The organism is Rhizobium grahamii CCGE 502 (assembly GCF_000298315.2).
Taxonomy (GTDB): domain Bacteria; phylum Pseudomonadota; class Alphaproteobacteria; order Rhizobiales; family Rhizobiaceae; genus Rhizobium; species Rhizobium grahamii.
Map to the genome: position 1 here is coordinate 565,927 of NZ_AEYE02000035.1, position 20,744 is coordinate 586,670.

Sequence of the window (20,744 nt, forward strand, 5' to 3'; positions counted from 1 at the left end):
CCAACCGGTGTCGAGGACCGGCAGTTAGGCAGCAGCCGCAGCGAAGTCGACGGTCGGAACTTCCGAAATCGTCTTCAGAACCTGCGAGGCAATCTGGTAAGGGCAACCCTGGGAGTTGGGGCGACGATCTTCCAGGTAACCGCGGTAGTCGTTCTTGACGAAGGAATGGGGAACGCGGATCGACGCGCCACGATCAGCAACGCCGTAGGAGAACTTGTTCCACGGAGCCGTCTCGTGCTTTCCGGTCAGGCGCAGGTGGTTGTCCGGACCGTAGACATCGATATGATCTTGAAGGTTCTTGTCGAACTGCGCCATCAGCGCTTCGAAATAGGCCTTGCCGCCGACTTCGCGCATGAACTTGGTCGAGAAGTTGCAGTGCATGCCCGAGCCGTTCCAGTCGGTATCGCCGAGCGGCTTGCAATGGAATTCGATGTCGATCCCATACTTTTCGCAGAGGCGCAGAAGCAGATAGCGCGCCATCCAAATCTGGTCCGCCGCCTTCTTGGAGCCCTTGCCGAAAACCTGGAATTCCCACTGGCCCTTTGCAACCTCGGCGTTGATGCCTTCGTGGTTGATGCCGGCGGCGAGGCAGAGGTCGAGATGTTCTTCGACGATTTCGCGAGCGATCGATCCGACATTCTTGTATCCAACGCCCGTGTAGTACGGACCCTGGGGCGCCGGATATCCAGTTTCCGGGAAGCCGAGCGGGCGGCCGTTCTCGTAGAAGAAGTATTCCTGTTCAAAGCCAAACCAGGCATCTTCGTCATCGAGAATGGTGGCGCGGCTGTTGGACGAATGCGGCGTAATGCCATCGGGCATCATGACTTCGCACATGACGAGGACGCCGTTGGCACGGGCGGGATCAGGGTAAAGCGCGACGGGCTTCAGCACGCAGTCGGAGCTGCGCCCTTCGGCCTGCATCGTGGAGGAACCGTCAAAACCCCAGAGCGGCAGCTGCTCGAGCGTCGGGAACGCGTCGAATTCCTTGACCTGTGTCTTGCCGCGCAGGTTTGGTACCGGGGTGTACCCATCGAGCCAGATGTACTCGAGCTTATACTTTGTCATTTGCGAGTCTCTCAAACATGAACCGTGAGCGTATCCTCAAGCGAAACGGCCACACAAAGACCACCCGCAAAGAGATGTCATCTAATATGCACGTGGCGTGCCAGTTTGGGCTCGGTACGCCATTTTATCCGGCGCCGACGATCGAGTTCTCTGTTTTTGCAATGACACCCGCAATGGAACTGATAGCGGACTCAATTGGTTAGTCTGGGAAACACATGACCTCCGATGTCGATCGGAGGGCCACTGCGAAGGAACTTTTAAAAGGACGATTATTTCGCCGCGGGACAGGAGTGCACAAAGTTGGGTCAAATGCGTATTATTTAATCTCATCGAAAAACTGACACAAACGACGGCAGACCGTTGTGCCCATTATTCCAACAAATATTGCCTTCTTTTCAATCATGTCGCGCATTTACTGTGCATCCGTGCTATATCAATGTTGAGACCGAAAGATGTGGATGAGCAGGAGTCAGAAATGACCATTGGTGTGCATCACGAAACAGCGACGATCTATTCCTTTCCAGCAAAGCGCTTTGTGGCCGCGGAGCCGCGCATGTCTGTCGATCTCGAGAGCCAGATGGAAGCCTCCGTCTATGACAGCTGCTGGTATCACGACGAGGCAATGAAGGAATCTGAGAAGGCTTCCCAGCCAAAATTCACCCCCCGGATCGTGGACTGACGAACCGCGACCACGGCCCGATGCCTGTCGGCTGTTCCGGCAAATTGGCATAGGTGATCAGCAAACGCACGCGTGGAGTCAACCCTACCCCACCTTCTCGAAGCAGAATCCTTGCAGTTTCCACGCGGCTCGGTATTGAGGACTTTCAATCGAAAGCCTGGACGCCGTTTTATGGTCAAAAAGGACATTGCAGTATTGGGCGGTGGCCCCTCAGGACTGATGGCCGCTGAACTCCTGGCAGCAAAGGGCCACGCCGTTACCGTCTATGAAGCAATGCCGACGGTCGCGAGGAAATTTCTGCTCGCCGGGAAATCCGGGCTGAATATCACGCATTCCGAAGACTATCATGATTTTGTCTCCCGGTTCGGCCATTCGAATTCACGCCTGCGCGATGCGCTTGACGCTTTCACGCCATCGGACATAAGGGTCTGGGCAGCGGCACTCGGGACAGAAACCTTCATCGGGTCCTCCGGACGCGTTTTCCCCAATGCCATGAAGGCCTCACCGCTCCTGCGGGCATGGCTGCGTCGGCTTGGCTCAGAAGGCGTTCGAATTCTCAAGCGGCATCGTTGGATGGGCTTTTCTGACGGCGGCTACCTGATCGCATCGCCTGAAGGCACCCAGATCGTTCGCCCCGACGCCGCACTCATCGCGCTCGGCGGCATGAGTTGGCCCCGACTAGGGTCGGATGGAGCATGGGTCCCCTGGCTGCGCGGGCAAGCCGTCGCTGTCAATGAATTCCGCGCTGCCAACTGCGGCTTCGATGTCGACTGGAGCGACGTCTTGCGGCAACGCTTTTCCGGCGCGCCCGTCAAGTCAATCACGGCAACCTCGCAAGCAGGAACCTTTCCGGGCGAGTTCGTCATCAGCCAGCATGGCATAGAGGGGAGCCTTGTCTATGCCCATGCAGCCGCCTTGCGAGACAGGTTGTCGCGCAGCGAACCGGCTTCGCTGGTGGTCGATCTTATGCCGGGCCGTTCACGCGATCGCATCGCACGTGACCTGATGAGGCAGGATCCGAAAGCGAGCCTTTCCAATCGCCTGCGCAAAGGTGCAGGCATCGACGGAATAAAGACCGCTCTGGTGCACGAGTTTGCAGCCAGCGGAGACCTCAACGATGCTGATCGACTGGCAAGGCTGATCAAGGCCCTGCATGTGCCTGTTTTGCGACCGCGTCCCATAGCCGAGGCGATTTCCTCTGCAGGTGGTGTCGATTGGGCGGGCATCGATCACAACTACATGCTGCGCGCACTTCCGGGGCTTTTTGTTGCCGGAGAAATGATCGACTGGGAGGCACCAACAGGTGGTTACCTGCTCACCGCCTGCTTCGCCACGGGTCGCGCCGCAGCGCGCGGCATCACGGAGTGGCTCGCCTTATCACACCGTCCGGACGCCTTCTAGCACGTTTCGGAGTGACTCCAGCCTGGCGCGACGGCGCTCTGAAGCTTACTCGACCGCTGCCTTTATATGGCTGCCGCTGCCCGGACTCTAGCGAGGCTTCGGCTGGAACGTGTGCTCCTTTGCAGGAAACTGCCCCTCGCGAACCTCCTCCGCATAATCTCGTGCGGCTTGTGAGACCAGCGGGCTAAGATCTGCGAAGCGTTTGACGAAACGCGGCTTGAAGTCATTGAACAGCCCCAGCATATCATCCGATACCAGCACCTGACCATCGCAGGCCGGCGATGCGCCAATGCCGATGGTCGGCACTTTCAGGCTGGCGGTAATCTGCCGCGCAACCGGCTCGACGGTGCCCTCCACGACCACGGCGAACGCGCCGGCCTCGGCGACAGCCTCGGCATCGCGGTGGATCTTCGCGGCCTCTTCATCCGAATGGCCGAGCGAGCGAAATCCGCCGGCGATATTGACCAGTTGAGGCATGAGCCCGACATGACCGAAGACCGGCACTCCCCTCGCCGTGAGAAACGCAACGGTTTCGGCCATCTCCTCGCCGCCTTCGAGCTTGACGCCATCGCAGCCGGTCTCCTGCATCAGCCTGACGGCACTACGAAAGGCTTGCTCTTTCGATTCCTGGTAGCTGCCGAATGGCAAATCGACAATGACGCAGGCATGCGAAACGCCCCGCATGACGGCACGTCCATGCGCGGCCATCATGTCCAGTGTAACGCCAACGGTTGTCTCCATGCCATAAAGTACCATGCCGAGGGAATCGCCAACCAGGAGAAGGTCGCAATGGGGATCAAGGAGCCGCGCGATCGGTGTCGTGTAGGCAGTCAGGCAGACGACGCGGTCCTTTCCTTTCATCGCGCGAATGGATGCCGTTGTCTGGCGCTTTTGCTTGCCGTGAGCACTCACTATGCTGCCCTCGAATGTTGGGTCGGGCTTGTCCCGATGACGCGGTTGTCAAGCAGACGCGTCTTTCCGATTCGAACGAAAAGTGCCACGAGAGCAGGCGCGGACTGCAACGACGGTAATTTTTCAAGCGTCTCAGGATGGCGCACGGCGACCACCTCCGGCGTGGCAAGCGGCTCGGCGGCGATGAATGCTTTCAGACGTTTCTCCATTTCGTCTGGACTGTCACAGCCGGCCGCGTAGATCCTTTCGGCCTCCACAAGCGCCCTTGGTACGATGACGGCGGCTGCCCGTTCCCGCTCGTTGAGATAGACATTCCGCGACGAGCAGGCGAGCCCATCAGCTTCCCGCACGGTCGACACGGAGACAACCTTTACCGGCTGGGCGAGATCCTCGACCATGCGCCTGATCAGCGCCACCTGTTGGTAATCCTTCTCCCCGAAGTAGGCACGATCGGGTTGCACAATGTTGAAAAGCTTTGTTACGACGGTCGCCACACCTGCAAAATGTCCCGGCCTGACCTCCCCCTCCAATACGCTTCCAATTCGCGGTACGTCGACGACCGCTAGCATCTCACGCGGATACATCTCGCCAACCTCCGGGGCGAAGAGCACGTCGACGCCGGCTTTTTCGAGCATTTCGGAATCCCGCGCCAAATCGCGTGGATACTTGGCAAGGTCCTCGTTCGGGCCGAACTGCAGGGGGTTCACGAAGATCGATACAACGCTCACGTTGTTATCATCACGCGAACGGGTAACCAGTTCCATATGCCCGACATGCAGATAGCCCATCGTCGGAACGAGACCTATCGAACGCCCTTCACGCCTATGCGTGTCCAGGTACTGGCGCAGGTCCGCGATCGTGCTGATAGTACGCATATAACCTCCTCCGAATTTGCCTGTCGCGAGCCGGACCGGCAAACGGTGGCGGATAGAACTCGATTTGACAGACAGCGTCAACGCGGGCCAGGCCATTATAACGATTAAGAGCAACCGCCAGCATGCTTTAATTCGTGGTTTGGCCGCAAATGGACCTCAGGCTCCGTATGATTTCGCAATGCCCACGGCGATCTAAGGCTGATCGCAAACAAGCGTCCGTTTCACTGCCCCGTTGATTAAGGGATTTTGTTTATTCTTTTTGTCCAAACTCCGCCCCACTGATGATAGAAGAAGGCCTCGAGGGACGAATGCCCTTCATGGATGTCACGGCAATGTCCGAGCAACGACGGAGGGATAGTGACCAATCCTTATGAGATTCTTGGTGTGCGGCGCGACGCCAGTGACGACCAGGTGAAGGGCGCATACCGCCGGCGCGCCAAAGCGACCCATCCGGACTCGGGCGGCAGCCCGGATGCGTTCAGCCGCGTGCAGAAGGCCTACGAACTTCTGCAGGACCCGGTGCGCAGGAAGGTCTTCGACGATACCGGCTATGACGTGGAACTGGCGGACCCGGTAGACCTGCAGGCGCTGATGGTCGTCGAGAAGCTGGTCAATCAGCTGACACTCGACGAACGCGAGCCGGGGACCTTCGACCCGCTAGCGCGCATGCGCACGGATCTTTCTGAGGAAATGCGCAAGGCACGCTTCAGCAAACGCGAACTCGAACGTCACGCCCAACGCATCGAACATCATCTTGAGCGGCTGGAAAAGCGACCGACCACCGACATCCTGGGCTCAATGTTGCGGGCTCGTATCAAGGCCATTGCGGTAGCGATCAACGAAACGGACGCCAAGATCAAAGCCAATGAACGCGCGTGCGAAATGATCTATGACTACAGCTATGAGGTCGATGTCCAGGACCTCGAAGAAGAAGGCCTTGCCGTCGAGGACCAGTCCGGGCCTGCACTTCGCAAGCGCGAGGACCGGCCGCTATGGGTTGTGCCATCCGCCGCCCAGGAGGGCTAAGACAGGGCCAGGGCGGCTCGCGTCGCCCGATCAGGCGGCGCGCTGTTCGGTCCCTTGGATCGCGGCGAGCTTCCACTCGCCTCCGCCCTTGCGCACAAATGTCCAGACTTCCGTCGTCTCCGTCGGGCGGCTCTCATCGCCGCTGACAAGCTTGCCGCTGCCGCGCTCGACGAGCGAGTCAATCGAGGAGTAGCGCATCGCGAGCGTTGCGTAATCGGCCCCATCCTCACGCCAGGCTTCGGCGATATCACCCTGCAACAACTTGACGTTCGAGACCTTGTTGCGCACACCATTCGTAGCGTTCTCGCCCAGCTCTTCGGCAAGGTAAGACATCGCTTCGGGCGTCGTCAGTCTACGCAAGGTGCCGTAGTCTTCACTGCCATAGGCGGTCTGGATGTCCGTCAGCAATTGCTCGAAGCGATCAAGGTCGCGTTCGCCAAGACCGACCTCGTCGCCCTGCTTCACCTTGGCCTGGCGATCGCCGTAGCCACCGCCCGAGCCGATCGACGGAATGGGAAACGATGAGGTGTTACCGCTCGCAGCCATTGAGCTGCGCCCGGCCTGACCTGGCGCAGAGCCATAAGCAGGCTGGCGGCGGTTGGCGAAGAAGCGCATGGCAAAAGAGATCGCGATCGCGATCAGGGCGAACTGCAGCAACATGCCGAGGAACCCGAAGCCGCCGCCAAAGCCATGGCCAAGCAGCATGCCGAGAAGGCCGCCGGCCACAAGGCCACCGATCATCGACCGTCCGAAGCCGTTAAAAAGGCCTGGTCGCTGTGTATTGACAGGCGATTGGCCGGCATAGGGCGCAGTGTTCTGGGGGCGCGGCGTCATCGAGCGCTCGATCGGAGAAGCCGGTGCCGGCGCGGTCCTGGTGACAGGCGGTGCCTGGAATGTCCTAGTGCCGCGGCTGCCGAAGCCGGAGCTGCCCGCGCGGCGCGCGTCAGCCTCCCCGATCGAGGCAAAAACGGAAGCGCCTGTCAGGACGGCGATGGCCACAATCTTGGCAAAACGCGAAACGGCACCGGGCATCAAATCTTCTCCTGTCGTGACGACCAACTGATGTCAGGGACATATATAGGGACTGCTCGGCAGGTTTGAAGCTTTTGGGCGTTCAATCTCTATTGGCAGACATCCACCCATGTCGCGCCGGTGAGGTCGGCCAGGCGCTCGGTGGAAATCCGAACGGCCGAATTGGTCGAGCCTGCAGCGGGCACGACCACGTCGAATCGCCTGAGAGAAATGTCGCAGTAGATCGGCAATGTCGTCGGGAGCCCGAACGGACAGACCCCACCGACGGGATGGCTCGTCACCTGCATGACTTCGTCCGGACCGAGCATCCTGCCCTTTGCGCCGAACCTGTCCTTGACCTTCCTGTTGTCGAGCCGCGAGAGGCCGCCGGCGACAACAAGCATGGTCTCTTCGCCCACCCGCAGGCAAATCGTCTTGGCAATCTGCGCCGGATCGACACCATGCGCTTCGGCCGCCAGCGCCACGGTGGAAGAATTCGAAGCAGTTTCGATGATTTCTACATCGGGAGCGTGGGCGTTGAAGAACGCCCGGACGGTTTCTAGACTCATTGGGAGAAGCTAGCGCAGGATCAGAAGCAAATGAACCCCCTGTGCCGGTCTCTACGGACGGGTCGCCGATGTCTCGATCAATTTCACGCTATTTTCGTGACAGAGGCGTCGAATCGACGGGGTAATGCATCGATCCGTGATGAAGGTGTGCACCTGTGGAAGCTGTGCGATGCGAACGGGCGCGGTCCGCTCGAATTTCGTCGAATCGGCTACGAGAATGACGTGGCGAGCATTTGCGATGATTGCTTGCGCGACCTTCACTTCGCGAAAGTCGTAATCAAGCAGCGCACCATCCGCGTCGATCGCAGACGTACCGATGACCGCATAGTCAACCTTGAATTGCCGGATGAAATCGACGGCAGCCTCTCCGACGATACCGCCATCCGACCCTCGCACCACACCACCGGCGATCACCACTTCGATGGTAGGAAACAGCCGCAGCCTGTTGGCAACGTTGATATTATTGGTGATCACCATCAGTTCCTGATGGTTGGTCAGCGCTTCGCCAACTGCCTCCGTAGTCGTTCCGATGTTGATGAAAAGCGAGCTGTTGTTAGGAATGAGATCGGCAGCGGCAATACCGATTGCCTGTTTTTCGGTGGCCGCGATCTGACGCCTCGCTTCGTACTTCACATTCTCCGTCCCGCTCGGAAACGTAGCGCCGCCATGAACACGGGTCAGGATCTGTGCGTCACAGAGATCGTTGAGATCCTTTCGAATTGTCTGTGGGGTTACCGTGAAATGGGTCGCGAGCTCCTCGACGAACACGCGTCCGTTCGATCTTGCCATCCCGACTATTTCCGTTTGGCGATCGCTCAGGAACATGAGTGCGGTCTCTTTCGTTTCTGTTTGGGTCTACAGGAGAATGCTTAACAGAGGCGAAGACGCGCGCAAGACGGATGATGGCAAACAGGCAGTGGCAGCTGTCCGATCGGGCAGGCCGCACAAAGACTGGGCATCCCCGCGGTCCTCGAAAACTGTACAAGGCGATGCTATCGGGCTTGCAATGGCTTGCCAATCCGAGGATAGAGACTGCGGCGTTTCGAGGCCGCGAGCGCCGACTCCCTACCGCGCCGTTCGGGGAAAGCTGTTGTCACAATTGTGGACACACACGCAGAAGGTGTTGTAGATAAGAAAAGGCGGAAATACTATGGCTTGGCGCCATCAACGGCAGGTAGAACGATGACGATTCTCGACTTCCCCGACCGCGGTACACACGGCCGAGCGGCGCCACAAACGACGCGAATTAGATGCTAGAACTGACTACGGCAACAGGACAGAGGCGTTTGCAACGGTCGATCGGTGCGTACGTGATCAATATGGACGGCTCTTCCGAACGATGGGCGGAAGTGTCGTCGCAAGCTACCTTGGCCGGCATGCAGATCGATCGCGTGGCGGGCGTCGATGGACGCTCCATTCCTACCATCGAGAGATCGGGCTTCAACGAGAAGGAGTTTCTGCGCCGGAATGGCCGTCACATGCTGCCCGGCGAGTATGGCTGCTATCGTGCCCATATGAAGGCACTGCAGGCTTTTCTCTCGAGTGACTACGAAAACGCCATCATCATGGAAGACGACGTGGAATTGCAGCAGGATCTTACGCTCCGAGCGGAGGCGATCCTGCGGGCCGTTCCGTCTGCCGAGGTCGTCAAGTTGCTCAATCACAGGTCAAAATGGTGTCGGACGGTTGCAGTCTCGGAATACGGAGATGCAATCGGGCGCTGTCTTCACGGCCCACAGGGGTCCGCGGCCTGCTATCTCGTCACCCGCGAAGGAGCCCGAAAGCTGCTCCGAAGCGGTAACGACATCGAATTTCCCTACGACATGACCCTCGAGCGCGGATGGAAGACAGGCGTCAGCATCTACACCGTCCGGCAGAACATCGTCGAACTCTCCGAACGCTCCACTGTGAGCCAGATTGCCAACAGGGCTCAATACCGTGCGGTGAAGCTAAAAGGCGTCCGTAAGCTCGGAACGCATTTCCTTCGCGTCGTCGAGTATGCGCGCCGAATACGGTATGCACTATCATGACAATGCCCATATCAAGCGCTCAGGTGAAGTCGGCAAGCCTTGATGTCGTCCTCGCCATCCTTTGGCTCGGAATGATGTCCGTAACGATCATAGAAAGCGATTTCTATCGATATGCCGCCCTCCTGCTGATGGGTTTGACCCTCGCCTATCGCAGGCCACCCCTTCGCGCCAATTCGTCCGACTGGCTGGCGATCTTGTGTGTCGCCTGGGGCGCTTTTGCGCTGGTGCGATTCCTCTTTGGGTTGATCGTCGACGGGGAAAAGGGAGCGTCCGAGTGGCTCTACGCCTTCGCGATCTTCTTTCCAGCGATGGGCATGGCGCTGCACGCGAGCTGGCACCTCGTCAGGCCAATCCTTTTGGCATTCTTCTGCTGTGCCCTCATCTTTTTGATCGTATCGACGCCCTATTCCGTGCTCCTGGCCGGCGAGCGGATATCGCCTGGCTTCAACCACAATTCTATCCACGGTGCGGTCGGATGTGGCTTTCTGTTCATTGGAGCCTTCTACTGGGCCCTGCATCAATGGGAAACCGGAAGCTCAACACGCACGAAGTCGATCGTTTCGGCGATCGCCTTGGCAGTGATCGGCATTGCAATCTTCAATGTCTATGGCGCCAAGTCCAAGGGTGTCTGGATTGCCTTGCTGCCGGCTGTTGCGCTGATGTTTGCGTCGACATTGTTCTATCTCAGGCGGAAGACCGTCCTTCTCGCCGCGATCGGCGGTCTCGTGATATTGTCCTGGGGTACCTATGAGGTTCGTGGCAATATCGCGCATTTCGGAGCCTCCACGTTCGAATCCGTCATGGGCATCGCCGGTCGGCTGGAAAGCGGCGTTTCCGTGGAACATGCCATGCAGGACGCCATCTCCTCCCCCGACACACCGCCATCGCTGGATGAGCGGCTGCAGCTGTGGGCCAATGCGATCGACGTCATATCCGTCTCGCCGGCCTTTGGCAGCGGCAACGGATGGCTGGCGATCTGGCAGACCACGCCTTACCGCGGGGTCACCTATACCCTGATGCACAACGGATACCTCGAGATCCTCATCCGCTATGGTTTCGTTGGACTTGCAATTTTGGCGGTGATCGTCCTCTCAGGCATCTACCGTGTCTATCGCGCTTCGGCGGCCGGGATCATCAGCAGAAGCGCCTTTGCATGCCATCTGACGTTCGCGATCTACTTTGCCGTCACCATTCTCAGCAACTCCAACAATCGCCTTGCGATCGGCGAATCCTACGCACTGCTTTTTGCGGCCACATGTTTTGCGTGCTCGATGAAGCTGCGCTCGGCCGCCGTTGCCGATGGTCGTGACGGGTCCACGTTCAATGGCGGCTCGTCGATCCCACAGCCGGTCCAGGGGTAAGGCGGATGCGGGCGGTTTCCGACAAATACGTCCAAAGCATTCTCGACTTGCCAAGGCCAACAAAGCGCGCTTTGGCAGTGCTGGTCGATTGCTGCCTCTGCGTCCTGACGATCTGGCTGGCCTTTTGTTTTCGTCTCAATGACTGGGTGACGCTCACCGGGCTGCAGCTATTGACGATCCCGGTATCACTTGTGATCGCCCTGCCGATCTTCATCACCATGGGTCTCTACCGGGCGATCTTCCGCTTCCTCGGCTGGTCTGCATTCATCACGGTGATCAAGGCGATAACGATCTATGGCCTGGCGTTCATGGCCGTATTCACGGCCATCAGCTTTCCCGGGATACCACGCACGATCGGGATCATGCAGCCTCTGCTGCTCTTGCTGGCCATTGGACTGACCCGGTTCATGGCACGCTATTTCTTCAGCGAGGCCTACAAGCGGATCCTGAGGCAGAACACCCAGACGAACATGCTGATCTATGGTGCCGGATCCGGTGGCAGGCAGGTTGCCGGTGCGCTAAGCGGCAGCGCCGATTTCAAGGTCGTCGGCTATCTCGACGATGACAGGAGCCTGCACGGCAGTCTCATCGGCGGCGCAATGGTCTATGATCCGGAAAAGATCGTCGAACTGAGCGCGCGGCTGAACGTCCGCACGATCCTGCTTGCACTTCCGAAGATTGAGCGCTCACGTCGCAATGAAATTCTCGAGAAACTACGCGGCGCGCGCGTTGCCGTGCGCACGGTTCCGGATCTGAACGCGCTTGCCGGCGGCCAGGCGGAATTCACAGACCTGCAGGAACTGGATATCGAGGATCTGCTCGGCCGAACACCGGTCAAGCCGGATGCCGCTCTCCTGGAACGAAACATTCGCGGCCGGGTCGTGCTGGTGACGGGCGCGGCCGGTTCGATCGGCAGCGAGCTATGCCGAGGCCTTGCGAAGCTGAAGCCGTCCACGCTGCTCGTCCTCGACCAGAACGAATATGGTCTCTATGCCCTCGAAAACGAGCTGCTCGACAATAATTCGGATGGGGCCGTTCACATCGTGCCTCTTCTTGCCAGTGTCTGCGACGAACTGCGCATTCGCAAGATCATGGAGACATGGAAGCCCAACATCGTCTATCACGCCGCGGCCTACAAGCATGTCCCCCTGGTCGAGAAAAATCCGGTCGAGGGCGTGAAGACCAATGTCTTCGGCACGGTCGCCGTTGCCAGGGCGGCGATCGATGCGGGTGTCGAACGGTTTATTTTGATCAGCACGGACAAGGCCGTCAGACCGACCAACATCATGGGCGCCACCAAGCGGCTTGCGGAGATGGCCCTTCAGGGATTGGCAGCAGAGGGCGCGTCGACCATCCTGACGATGGTCCGCTTCGGCAACGTATTGGGATCATCCGGTTCTGTCGTTCCGCTGTTTCGCCAGCAGATCAGGCAAGGCGGTCCCATTACCCTGACACATCCCGAGATCACGCGGTTTTTCATGACGATACCGGAGGCGACCGAACTTGTGATCCAGGCCGGTACCATGGCAAAAGGGGGCGATGTCTTCGTCCTCGACATGGGCGAGCCTGTGAAGATCATCGATCTCGCCCGCCGTATGGTTGAACTGTCGGGCTTGACGCTTCAGGATGATCGGAATCCGTCAGGCGACATTCGCATTGTGACGACAGGCCTGCGCCCGGGCGAAAAGCTCTACGAGGAACTGCTGATCGGCGATGATCCCCAACCAACGGATCACATCAAGATCATGCGGGCACAGGAGCGGTTCATGGCATGGAAGATGCTGACGCCGAAGCTCGAGCAATTGAATTCAGTCGCCGAGGACGGAGATGTCGACGGCTTGCGACGGATTTTAAGCGACCTCGTCCAGGACTACCGTCCGTTTGACGGCGTGGTCGACCTCGTCTCAGTGCGCCAGGGAGTGGCCTCATGAGGCGATCCCCGGCCGATGTCAGCGCGGCCCCTCGGCCAACCAGGAGCTGACGATGCTGCTGGTCACCGGTGCGACCGGTTTCGTCGGTCAGGATTTGCAACAAGAGTTGTGCACACGCGGCCTTGCCTTCAGGGCGACAAGCCGCACCAGCCGGCAGGGATACAGTCCGGTCGGCGACATCGACGGTGCCACCGATTGGAGCGCTGCACTGTCCGGCATCGAGATCGTCATTCATCTTGCCGCGACCAACCAGAATGTCGTCACCGGATCCGGAGAGGATCGCGAGCTCCTTCGGACGGTCAATATCGAGGGAACCATCAACCTTGCCGGGCAGGCTGCCGCGTCCGGTGTCAGGCGGTTTATCTTCCTGAGCACGATCAAGGTGAATGGCGAACGGAGCGTCAAGGGGCACCCCTTCACGCCTGACGATGTGCCTGCCCCGCAGACCGACTACGCGGCCTCCAAGCTCGAAGCCGAAAAACGCCTGATCGAGCTGTCCCGGTCGTCGGGCATGGAGGTCGTCATCATTCGTCCGCCCCTGGTCTATGGCAGAGGCGTTGGCGGCAGTTTTCGCGCCCTGGCAAAGCTTGTCAAAAGCGGCATCCCACTGCCCCTTGCGTCGATCAGCAATCGCAGATCGATGGTCTATGTGGAAAACCTCTCCGACCTAGTTTTGACAGCAGCGCTGCATCCAGCCGCCGCTGGACAGGTCCTGCTTGCTGGTGACGTCGACGCTGTCTCGACTCCGGAGCTTGTCAGACACCTTGCCGCCGCGATCGGGTGCCCGGCGCGGCTGCTACCATGTCCTCCGCTTGCCTTGCGAACGCTGGCAGCCGTTGCCGGCAAGAAAGAACTGGTGTCGCGCCTGACCGAATGGCTGGAAGTTGACATCACGCCAACGCGCTCGCTCTTGGATTGGACGCCCCCTTTTGATATGGGGCAGGCGCTGAAGCGCTGTTTTTGAGCGCTTCGTGTCCCGGATCTTCGACAGGAACACTAGTTTTCCATGCTCTACGGCTTTAACCGACTAATGAAGCGGCTGTTCGATATCTGTGCAGCATCCTTCGGACTGATCCTGCTGTCGCCGATCTTCCTCGTTCTCGTGGTACTTGTTCGCAGGTCTTCTCCGGGCGGCGCGCTCTTCCGCCAAGAGCGTGTGGGGCGCTACGAGATGCCGTTTGTGTGCATCAAATTCCGTACCATGGCCGCCGGGACACCCAATGTCGGCTCCCACGACGCGGCAGTTTCCTGGATTACGCCGCTTGGCAGACGGTTGAGAACATATAAGCTTGACGAACTGCCGCAGCTCATCAACGTGCTGAAAGGTGAAATGAGCCTCGTCGGCCCCCGACCTTGCCTGCCGACGCAAGGCGAGGTCATTGCCGCGCGCCGCAAGCATGGTGTCTTTTCCGTCCGCCCCGGCATAACCGGCTTGGCACAGCTCCAGGGAATAGACATGTCGACGCCGCAGGCACTCGCCGAAGCAGACGCCCAGTATATCAGGAAAGCCGGGCTCTGGCAGGACATCGTTCTTGTCGTTGGCACCGTGCTCGGGCGGGGAACCGGCGACGCTGCCGCCAAGTGAAGGCCTCAGTGCAGGAACCGGGGCCACCGTCGACATGCAAGCGCGCGTTGCGCCTTAATTTTCCGGATGATCTGCGTTAGAGGTTTTCGGGGCAAATCGTCGGGAGAACGTCAATGTCCACGCGTTCCGAAAATCACGCATCGACAACCACAACGCACGGCTCCTGTCATTGCGGAGCCGTCCACTGGAAATTTCATGGCGCAATTCCTGATGCAACGATTTGCAACTGCACGGTCTGCCGTCGCTATGGCGCACTTTGGGCCTATGATTATGACGGTCAGGGGATAGAGCTCGAAGACAAGTTCGGCGCGCTCAGGGCATATACGCGCGGCAGGCCCACGCTTTCATTCAACTTCTGCAGTCATTGCGGAAACCTCGTGAGTTGGCGCGCGCTCAAGCCTGGTCGCGACGGGCTTGCGAGAACTGCGCTCAACCTTCGCCTGGCCGACCCCGACGATGTCGCCGGCATCCGCCTTCAACGGTTCGACGGGCTTCATAGTTTCGAGGATCTGCCGCCCGACACCCGGACCGTCGCCGACGTCTGGTTCTAGATCTGAGAAGTGCTTAGGATGCGATTGAGCATGCGAGCGCGTATTGGATGCCCGGCGCCTCGCCCGCCGGCCTGTTTCAATCCTTGGCCAGTGTAAAGACCGCGCATGGTTCGGCAATTCCGCGTAACCGGTGATGTCCGGCAGAGACAAGGGGCACCGTCACCTCGGTCGCCACGGCTCCCGAAACGAGCACAGTATGTCCCAAGGGCTTGCACAGTCCTTCAAGCCGGCTGACGAGGTTCACTGCCGGGCCGATCGCCGTGAAATCCAGGCGATCCGCCGCACCGACGTTGCCCCAGAGGATTTCTCCGAAGTGAAGGGCGATTCCGAAAGGAAGGGCGGGAGCTCCCGCGTTTTGACGCAAAGTGTCGAGATGCGCCATGCCGGCGCGCGCCGAGGAGACCGCTCGAAGTGCCGCTTCGCACGCGGCCCCGGGGGTGCTGGTAACGGGGAAGATCGCCAACACACCATCGCCCATGAACTTCAGTACTTCGCCGCCGAATGCGTGCACCGCACCGGCTATCCGTTCAAACCACGCGTCGAGCGTCGCGATCATCACCGCAGGCTCTGTTTCCTCCGAGAGAGCCGTGAAGTCCCGCAGATCCGCACAGAGCAACGTAGCCTGTATGGTCTCGCCGACGCCGCGTGTCATCGCACCGGCCTGTACGCGCGCGGCACTTCTCCGACCAAGATAGGCCTCGAGGAGAGCGGACAGCCCTGCCCTTGCCGAAAGTGCCGCCACCGATGGTGCGGCAAAGCGCGCCACGTCCCTAAGGCAAAGACACTCGCTGTCGGTAAATTGCCGGGCTCCGGCCCATCCAAGAGTGGCGTTGGCGGGAGGCTTGCCGACAGTGTTTTCCTCAACTGGTCCGAGGCCCGAAAGCCACTGGGCGTCGGCCTCGCCGAACAAGACATCGGAAAAGCTCAGGGCCTCGATCACCTCACCTGTCACAGCACGCCAAAGCCATGTGCGGCGGGTGACGATCGGGTGTGGGGCAGCAAGCGTGAGCGCGCCACCGGCGATCGGCAGACCGTCGAACAGAAGCCTGCGACCCAGTTCCGCAAGGAACCACTCAGGAGTTGGCGCCGTACCTGCTTCATCGAGAAGCCATGTGAGGGAGGGTGATAGCTCCATATAATCATGCCGTCATCGCGCTACCGCCGTCCGGTCCGTCCTAAGGGAGACATTTAATGATTGACTGACGGCCTTCCTGTCGGAGGCCATCAAACGCGACCACTCCAGGGATCCGGAGCCGGTGTTCGCCCGGCTGCACATTCTGCCAGCCGTCCAAGATAATGTTCCCAGCCTTCCGAATGGCCGGCGCATTGCTCGGCGTTCGGCAGCCCCGAATGGGTCAATTTCAAAAGTGTCCCGTCCGGCCTTTCGATCAGATCGATCTCCACCAGACTTGAGCCCGGCGGCACGATCTCGCTGCCGTCCCAGCCGAAACTGTAAGCGAGCCGATGCACAGGTATCACTTCCCGAAACGATCCTCGAGCGAAGCGAGACCCCGTGACGTTGACGAGATAAAGCCCGCCCGGCTGCGGTTCGACCTGGGCTTCCGTCCCCATCCATCGCAGGATCTTCTCAGGATCGGTCAACAACGCAAAAACGGCAGATGGCGGCGCGGGGATGTAGGTTTCACGGTGGACGACGGTCGACTCCTGCATGGCTCTTCCCTTTCCTGTCACGACTGCCGGCGCAACCCGTGACATAAAGTTGAATTAGTCTCATGAAGCACATAGGAGGGCCGGCGAGTCCAACAAGTTTATCAGATCACCCGCAATTGATTTTGACACCCCCGTGCCCGCACTTCGGCGCAGGAAAATCAAGACCCCTGCCACTGCGAACGCCCCGTCCAACCACAGCGACCGCACGCGCGCCGGTCTGCAACACCGACCGGCTAGGCACGTTTAACCCGATCCCAGCAATCTCGCCGAGCCGCGTTTCTGAGCACGCAAACACCATACGCCCGATACCCGACCAGTAGATCGCCCCGGAGCACATCGCCCACGGCTCAGTGGTGGTGTAGGGCGTGCGTCACCGAGAAAAGCATGGTCGTAGTGCTGCGCTGCCAGTTTAACCTGATTCATCTCTGCGTGATTGGTCATATCATGGCCGCTGGAGACGCTGTTTTCGGCGCGCAGGATGACCTCGCCTTGCTTTACCAGTACCGAGCCAAATGGTTCGTCGCCGTTTGCCGTCGCGGATATCGAGGGCGCAATCGCCTCGCGCAGAAACGGCTGCCGATTTTCCATGAGCCCCCCCAAGAGTTGCGCGGGATGATCTTCCCTCGGATCGGAGGGATTTCCATGGGCCGGAAATCAGATCCAAGATCGGTGATATGGATCGCTACAACAGTCATTTTCTGTTCTAAGCAATGAATCCGGTTGTCTAAGTAAAGGCATTTGGCTGCCCAAAATAGAGAAACAAATGAACGACTGCCCACGCTGTACGCTCAACGGCGACGCGTTATAGCGGTCGGCGCAGGCCGGCTCACGGAAGTCCTTGGCTGGTATGGCGTGCGGCTCGGTGCGTATGTCGCCTTCAATGAATGTCACGGCAGCGGCATTACCACTATCGATGGGAGTGGACGGACCCGTCGGCTTGTGGCGTATTCTCCAAAGCACAAAAAGGACGGCAGGATGGATCGGGAAGCAGCCGTACATCAACAAAGAAGGCTGGCGTCGATACGCCGCGAATGGCTACTTGGGTTCGGTCTTTTGACGAGCGTGGTGTTTCTGACTTCCGGTCAATCGATCTTCGCTCTCCTTTCCAATGCTGTGTGGCTGTTTATCATCTTTGCATGGCTGTTCTCAGTCGTCCTCGGCTGCGCATTGTCGGTCGTGCGGCATGCCGATCATCTGGCAGAACGACTGGGCGAACCCTACGGCACACTCATATTGACACTTGCGATCACCTCGATCGAAGTCATGGCCATCACGGCGGTCATGCGGCATGGCGAAAACAACCCGACCTTGGTACGCGACACTCTTTTTGCCGTTGTGATGATCATACTCAACGGCATGGTCGGACTGTCACTGCTGATTGGCGGCTGGCGGCGCAATGATCAGCATCACAACCTCCAGGGTGCCAACGCTTATCTCGGCGTCATCGTGCCACTGGCCACACTCAGCATGATCATGCCGAACTTTACCCATTCGGCGAGCGGACCGCCCTACTCGAGCGTTCAGCAGACAGTCCTCGCCTTTATTTCCGTCGGGCTCTACACCGTCTTTCTGATCTTGCAGACCGGACGCCATCGAGACTTTTTCATCGACGATGCCGGAGAGGTTCACGCGCGAGATGCCGAATGGGAAGAAGGAGGGCTCATTTTTCCCGTCGTCCTGTTGGTGGCGTACATGGCCCTCGTCGTCTTCCTGGTCGAAGAACTGGCTGCCCCGATCGACTACTTCATCGAGACGCTTCATGCCCCGGCAGCCTTGGGCGGCCTGATCATGGCAATCCTGGTCGCGACCCCCGAGGCAATCAGCGCGGTGCGCGCATCAGTGGCCAATCACTTGCAGCGATCCGTCAATATCTTCCTGGGATCGGTGCTCTCCACCATCGGATTGACGGTCCCCGCAATGCTGGCGATCAGCCATATGACCGGACACCCAGTCGTGCTTGGGCTGGAGCGTACGGATACCGTCATGCTTATCCTGACGCTGGCACTCAGCATCATCACCTTTGCAAGCGGTCGCACTCATCTGATGCAGGGCGCCGTGCACCTTGTCCTGTTCGTGGCATATTTCCTGCTGATATTTGAAACTTGAGGCGACGCTTCCCGCAGGCAGTCAGGATTTCGCCGGGCGGTCGATCCCTAAATCGATTGCCGAAGAGCCTCAGCGCCGTGTGATGCGTTTTTATGAGAACTGGCACCAAGGGCGAGCGCCTCGTCCTTGGCCAACTCAATCAGTCTTTCCCGGCTCGGCAACGGTGTCAGATTGTGGTCGGCATCGGGAAATAGGTGGAGCCGCACGTTGGGATAGGCAGACAGTTTTTCACCCGCATCGCCAAAATTGACCCGAAACATCTCCTGGCCCTCGTCCCCTTCCGTGTAGACGATCGCGAGCGGCATCTGCCGGTCGGCAAGAACCTGGAAATCGCGGTGCACCTGCCGGGTCAGTTGCGTCAGCGGCTTGGCTGGCGCAAAAACAGACGACAGGCGCCCTGCCATTCGGTCAACGAGACGCATGGAAATGTTCCTCGTCACGGCACCAAGGTCGAGATCTCCCGCCCACAGACGGCGCAGGCTCTCAGGGTCGAGGGCATTCTTAAGGTAGGACTTCAATGTCTTTGGAAGCCCCCTGAACCGCCACCGAAATGCGACCGGGTTGACAAGGATGCAGGACTCCCACCTTGGATCGGCAAGGACGCTCCGAAACGCGACGTAGGCACCGCTGCAACGTCCGATCAGGATCGCCCGGCCGCCCGTGCCGTGAGCGTCGAGAAAGTCTCGCGCCAGCGCCACATCGCCGACCTGCGCTTCGTCATAGAGAACTTGCTTGCGACGGCCGGACACGGGCGGACTGTCTCCCACCCCGGCGCTGTCAAAGCGCAACGACGCCACCCCGGCCATGGCGAGTTCACGCGCAAGCTCGACGGAGGAGCGTCCCCACCCTGCCGCATGATCGTACGCAGTCGTCAGAATGACCGCCGTCACACCGGCGAACGTTTCTATTGGTTCACACAGGATGCCATATAGCCGCGCATCCGGACCGAAGCGAACGGAGGTTTCACGAATGGACCTTGATCGAACCGATGCGACGGGCATCGGCCTAGTCCTGGGCAGCATGCGCTCGCTGCGATAGTGCGGAAGTGACTCGACCCAATCGATCAGCTCCCCAATCACCGTGTCGGGAATCTCCTGGTTGAGGGGATTGGAAACAAGGGCATCGTAGCCGGAAAAAGCCATCGCACGTAGTCGGCATCCGCTTGCCTCAAGCTGATTGCGGAGTGTGGGATCACTTTCGAGACCGGGGCGATCGGCAAAGAACACGTTCGGTTTTGCGTCGATCTCCAATTGTGTAAGGTCAAGCCGCCTGAGGTCATCGGCCACTGCCCGCGGCATGCGCAATCCGGCAATCGATCCGGCTGCGTTGTCTCGCAGTTCTGGCCTGATACCAAGGCCATCGTCGATGAGCCTGGAATAGAGCGACAGCTCGCGCAAGTAGGCCCGCCCCTTTAGCACAGGCGCAAGGAGGGCGACGGCATCCGGCTTAGGCGCCTGATCGGCCAGCAATAGGGCGAGGCTCGCGCCGATCCCCTGTCCGAGGAAAACGAGACTACGCGCACCCGAAAGCCCCTTGAGGGTCTCCGCCGCCGTTGCAACCTGCTCCTGCCAGACTGAGAGCCCACGTTCGCAGGCCGTTTCGTCGAGCGAATTCACCGTTCCCGAATAATCGAAACGCAAGCTGGCAACGCCGATGCCGGAGAGTCGCTCGGCCAGGATCCGGTAGAACCGGCGCGTGCACATCTCTTCTATCCCCCAGGGATTGAGAAGAAGCACGGCAAGACCACTGGGCCGCATCCCTTCCCGTGCTTCCGCATACAGGCCGATAGTCGAGCCGAAGGCGATCGGCCGCGAGGCGCAATGCACTCTTGTGACTGAAGTTGCCTCGCTGTCTGTCACTGTCATTGTCCCATGCCCCAGCCCGGCCGTTGCCGTGCGTTTTTCCCAGTGTATCTCTTAGTCGCTAAGGATTAGCGGAATCTGTACAGCTTGCGCCCGTCCCCGCGCATCG

General features: G+C 59.4%; 20 protein-coding genes and 1 pseudogene. 11 read left to right on the top strand and 10 right to left on the bottom strand.

Translation table 11 applies throughout. The features are described from left to right. Window positions 1-24: 24 nt before the first annotated feature. Window positions 25-1,065, bottom strand: coding sequence for a glutamine synthetase beta-grasp domain-containing protein (locus RGCCGE502_RS30090; protein ID WP_016558004.1), 1,041 nt, complete (start codon window positions 1,063-1,065; stop codon window positions 25-27). Between the two features lie 475 nt (window positions 1,066-1,540). Between RGCCGE502_RS30090 and RGCCGE502_RS30095 the strand changes: the two genes are divergently transcribed. Together RGCCGE502_RS30095 and RGCCGE502_RS30100 are read left to right on the top strand one after the other, a co-directional pair. Then, window positions 1,541-1,744, top strand: coding sequence for a DUF2735 domain-containing protein (locus tag RGCCGE502_RS30095; RefSeq protein WP_016558005.1), 204 nt, complete (start codon window positions 1,541-1,543; stop codon window positions 1,742-1,744). Between the two features lie 171 nt (window positions 1,745-1,915). After that, the gene (locus tag RGCCGE502_RS30100) at window positions 1,916-3,145 is read left to right on the top strand and encodes a TIGR03862 family flavoprotein (protein WP_016558006.1); all 1,230 of its coding nucleotides are present in this window, start codon (window positions 1,916-1,918) and stop codon (window positions 3,143-3,145) included. Window positions 3,146-3,232: 87 nt separating this feature from the next. Here RGCCGE502_RS30100 and panB read toward each other — a convergent pair whose 3' ends face one another. Beyond that, window positions 3,233-4,057, bottom strand: a complete 825-nt coding sequence (panB, locus tag RGCCGE502_RS30105; protein ID WP_016558007.1) for a 3-methyl-2-oxobutanoate hydroxymethyltransferase — start codon at window positions 4,055-4,057, stop codon at window positions 3,233-3,235. Further along, a complete protein-coding gene (panC, locus tag RGCCGE502_RS30110) occupies window positions 4,057-4,932 on the bottom strand; it encodes a pantoate--beta-alanine ligase (RefSeq protein ID WP_016558008.1) in 876 nt (291 codons plus the stop codon). Before panC ends, panB begins: the two co-directional genes overlap by 1 nt. Before the next feature lie 357 nt (window positions 4,933-5,289). Between panC and RGCCGE502_RS30115 the strand changes: the two genes are divergently transcribed. Continuing rightward, complete coding sequence (locus RGCCGE502_RS30115; protein ID WP_016558009.1) at window positions 5,290-5,958, top strand: J domain-containing protein; 669 nt, start codon at window positions 5,290-5,292, stop codon at window positions 5,956-5,958. A gap of 30 nt (window positions 5,959-5,988) precedes the next feature. On the opposite strand, the gene RGCCGE502_RS30120 is transcribed toward RGCCGE502_RS30115, so the two are convergent. The 3 genes from RGCCGE502_RS30120 to RGCCGE502_RS30130 all read right to left on the bottom strand — a co-directional run bounded on the left by RGCCGE502_RS30120 (window position 5,989) and on the right by RGCCGE502_RS30130 (window position 8,363). Then, window positions 5,989-6,990 (bottom strand): Tim44 domain-containing protein, encoded by a 1,002-nt coding sequence (locus tag RGCCGE502_RS30120; protein WP_016558010.1) that lies wholly within the window; start codon window positions 6,988-6,990, stop codon window positions 5,989-5,991. 89 nt (window positions 6,991-7,079) lie between these two features. Then, entirely contained in the window at window positions 7,080-7,538 is a 459-nt protein-coding gene (locus RGCCGE502_RS30125; protein WP_016558011.1) for a YbaK/EbsC family protein, read from the bottom strand. Window positions 7,539-7,589: 51 nt separating this feature from the next. After that, window positions 7,590-8,363, bottom strand: coding sequence for a DeoR/GlpR family DNA-binding transcription regulator (locus tag RGCCGE502_RS30130; RefSeq protein ID WP_016558012.1), 774 nt, complete (start codon window positions 8,361-8,363; stop codon window positions 7,590-7,592). A 461-nt stretch (window positions 8,364-8,824) separates the two neighbouring features. Here RGCCGE502_RS30130 and RGCCGE502_RS30135 point away from each other — a divergent pair, with 461 nt between their 5' ends. The 6 genes from RGCCGE502_RS30135 (at window position 8,825) to RGCCGE502_RS30160 (ending at window position 14,996) form a co-directional block, all read left to right on the top strand. Further along, window positions 8,825-9,568 carry a glycosyltransferase family 25 protein gene (locus tag RGCCGE502_RS30135; RefSeq protein ID WP_016558013.1) on the top strand — a complete coding sequence of 248 codons (744 nt, stop codon included), beginning with the start codon at window positions 8,825-8,827 and terminating at the stop codon, window positions 9,566-9,568. Next, window positions 9,565-10,929 (top strand): O-antigen ligase family protein, encoded by a 1,365-nt coding sequence (locus RGCCGE502_RS30140; protein ID WP_019280404.1) that lies wholly within the window; start codon window positions 9,565-9,567, stop codon window positions 10,927-10,929. Before RGCCGE502_RS30135 ends, RGCCGE502_RS30140 begins: the two co-directional genes overlap by 4 nt. 5 nt (window positions 10,930-10,934) lie before the next feature. Further along, window positions 10,935-12,860: a polysaccharide biosynthesis protein gene (locus RGCCGE502_RS30145; protein WP_016558015.1), complete on the top strand. Its 1,926-nt coding sequence runs from the start codon at window positions 10,935-10,937 to the stop codon at window positions 12,858-12,860. Between the two features lie 52 nt (window positions 12,861-12,912). Next, window positions 12,913-13,824 carry an NAD-dependent epimerase/dehydratase family protein gene (locus RGCCGE502_RS30150; protein WP_016558016.1) on the top strand — a complete coding sequence of 304 codons (912 nt, stop codon included), beginning with the start codon at window positions 12,913-12,915 and terminating at the stop codon, window positions 13,822-13,824. A gap of 42 nt (window positions 13,825-13,866) precedes the next feature. Continuing rightward, window positions 13,867-14,445: a sugar transferase gene (locus RGCCGE502_RS30155; RefSeq protein WP_016558017.1), complete on the top strand. Its 579-nt coding sequence runs from the start codon at window positions 13,867-13,869 to the stop codon at window positions 14,443-14,445. A 113-nt stretch (window positions 14,446-14,558) separates the two neighbouring features. After that, window positions 14,559-14,996 carry a GFA family protein gene (locus RGCCGE502_RS30160; RefSeq protein WP_016558018.1) on the top strand — a complete coding sequence of 146 codons (438 nt, stop codon included), beginning with the start codon at window positions 14,559-14,561 and terminating at the stop codon, window positions 14,994-14,996. A gap of 76 nt (window positions 14,997-15,072) precedes the next feature. Here the strand turns inward: RGCCGE502_RS30160 and RGCCGE502_RS30165 are convergent, their stop codons facing one another. The 3 genes and pseudogenes from RGCCGE502_RS30165 to RGCCGE502_RS35925 all read right to left on the bottom strand — a co-directional run bounded on the left by RGCCGE502_RS30165 (window position 15,073) and on the right by RGCCGE502_RS35925 (window position 17,222). Continuing rightward, window positions 15,073-16,131: an adenylate/guanylate cyclase domain-containing protein gene (locus RGCCGE502_RS30165; RefSeq protein ID WP_016558019.1), complete on the bottom strand. Its 1,059-nt coding sequence runs from the start codon at window positions 16,129-16,131 to the stop codon at window positions 15,073-15,075. An 89-nt stretch (window positions 16,132-16,220) separates the two neighbouring features. Beyond that, window positions 16,221-16,667, bottom strand: a complete 447-nt coding sequence (locus RGCCGE502_RS30170; RefSeq protein WP_016558020.1) for an SRPBCC family protein — start codon at window positions 16,665-16,667, stop codon at window positions 16,221-16,223. 106 nt (window positions 16,668-16,773) lie between these two features. Further along, window positions 16,774-17,222, bottom strand: a pseudogene (locus RGCCGE502_RS35925) (nucleoside deaminase). On the opposite strand from RGCCGE502_RS35925, the gene RGCCGE502_RS39320 reads away from it, so the two are divergent. Continuing rightward, on the top strand, window positions 17,112-17,381 hold the full coding sequence (locus RGCCGE502_RS39320; protein WP_439332353.1) for a hypothetical protein: 270 nt from the start codon (window positions 17,112-17,114) through the stop codon (window positions 17,379-17,381). The pseudogene RGCCGE502_RS35925 and the gene RGCCGE502_RS39320 overlap by 111 nt on opposite strands. Window positions 17,382-17,642: 261 nt before the next feature. After that, window positions 17,643-18,773 carry a calcium:cation antiporter gene (locus RGCCGE502_RS30180; RefSeq protein WP_016558022.1) on the top strand — a complete coding sequence of 377 codons (1,131 nt, stop codon included), beginning with the start codon at window positions 17,643-17,645 and terminating at the stop codon, window positions 18,771-18,773. 47 nt (window positions 18,774-18,820) lie between these two features. Here RGCCGE502_RS30180 and RGCCGE502_RS30185 read toward each other — a convergent pair whose 3' ends face one another. Then, window positions 18,821-20,638, bottom strand: coding sequence for a serine aminopeptidase domain-containing protein (locus tag RGCCGE502_RS30185; RefSeq protein ID WP_019280406.1), 1,818 nt, complete (start codon window positions 20,636-20,638; stop codon window positions 18,821-18,823). Window positions 20,639-20,744: the final 106 nt, after the last annotated feature.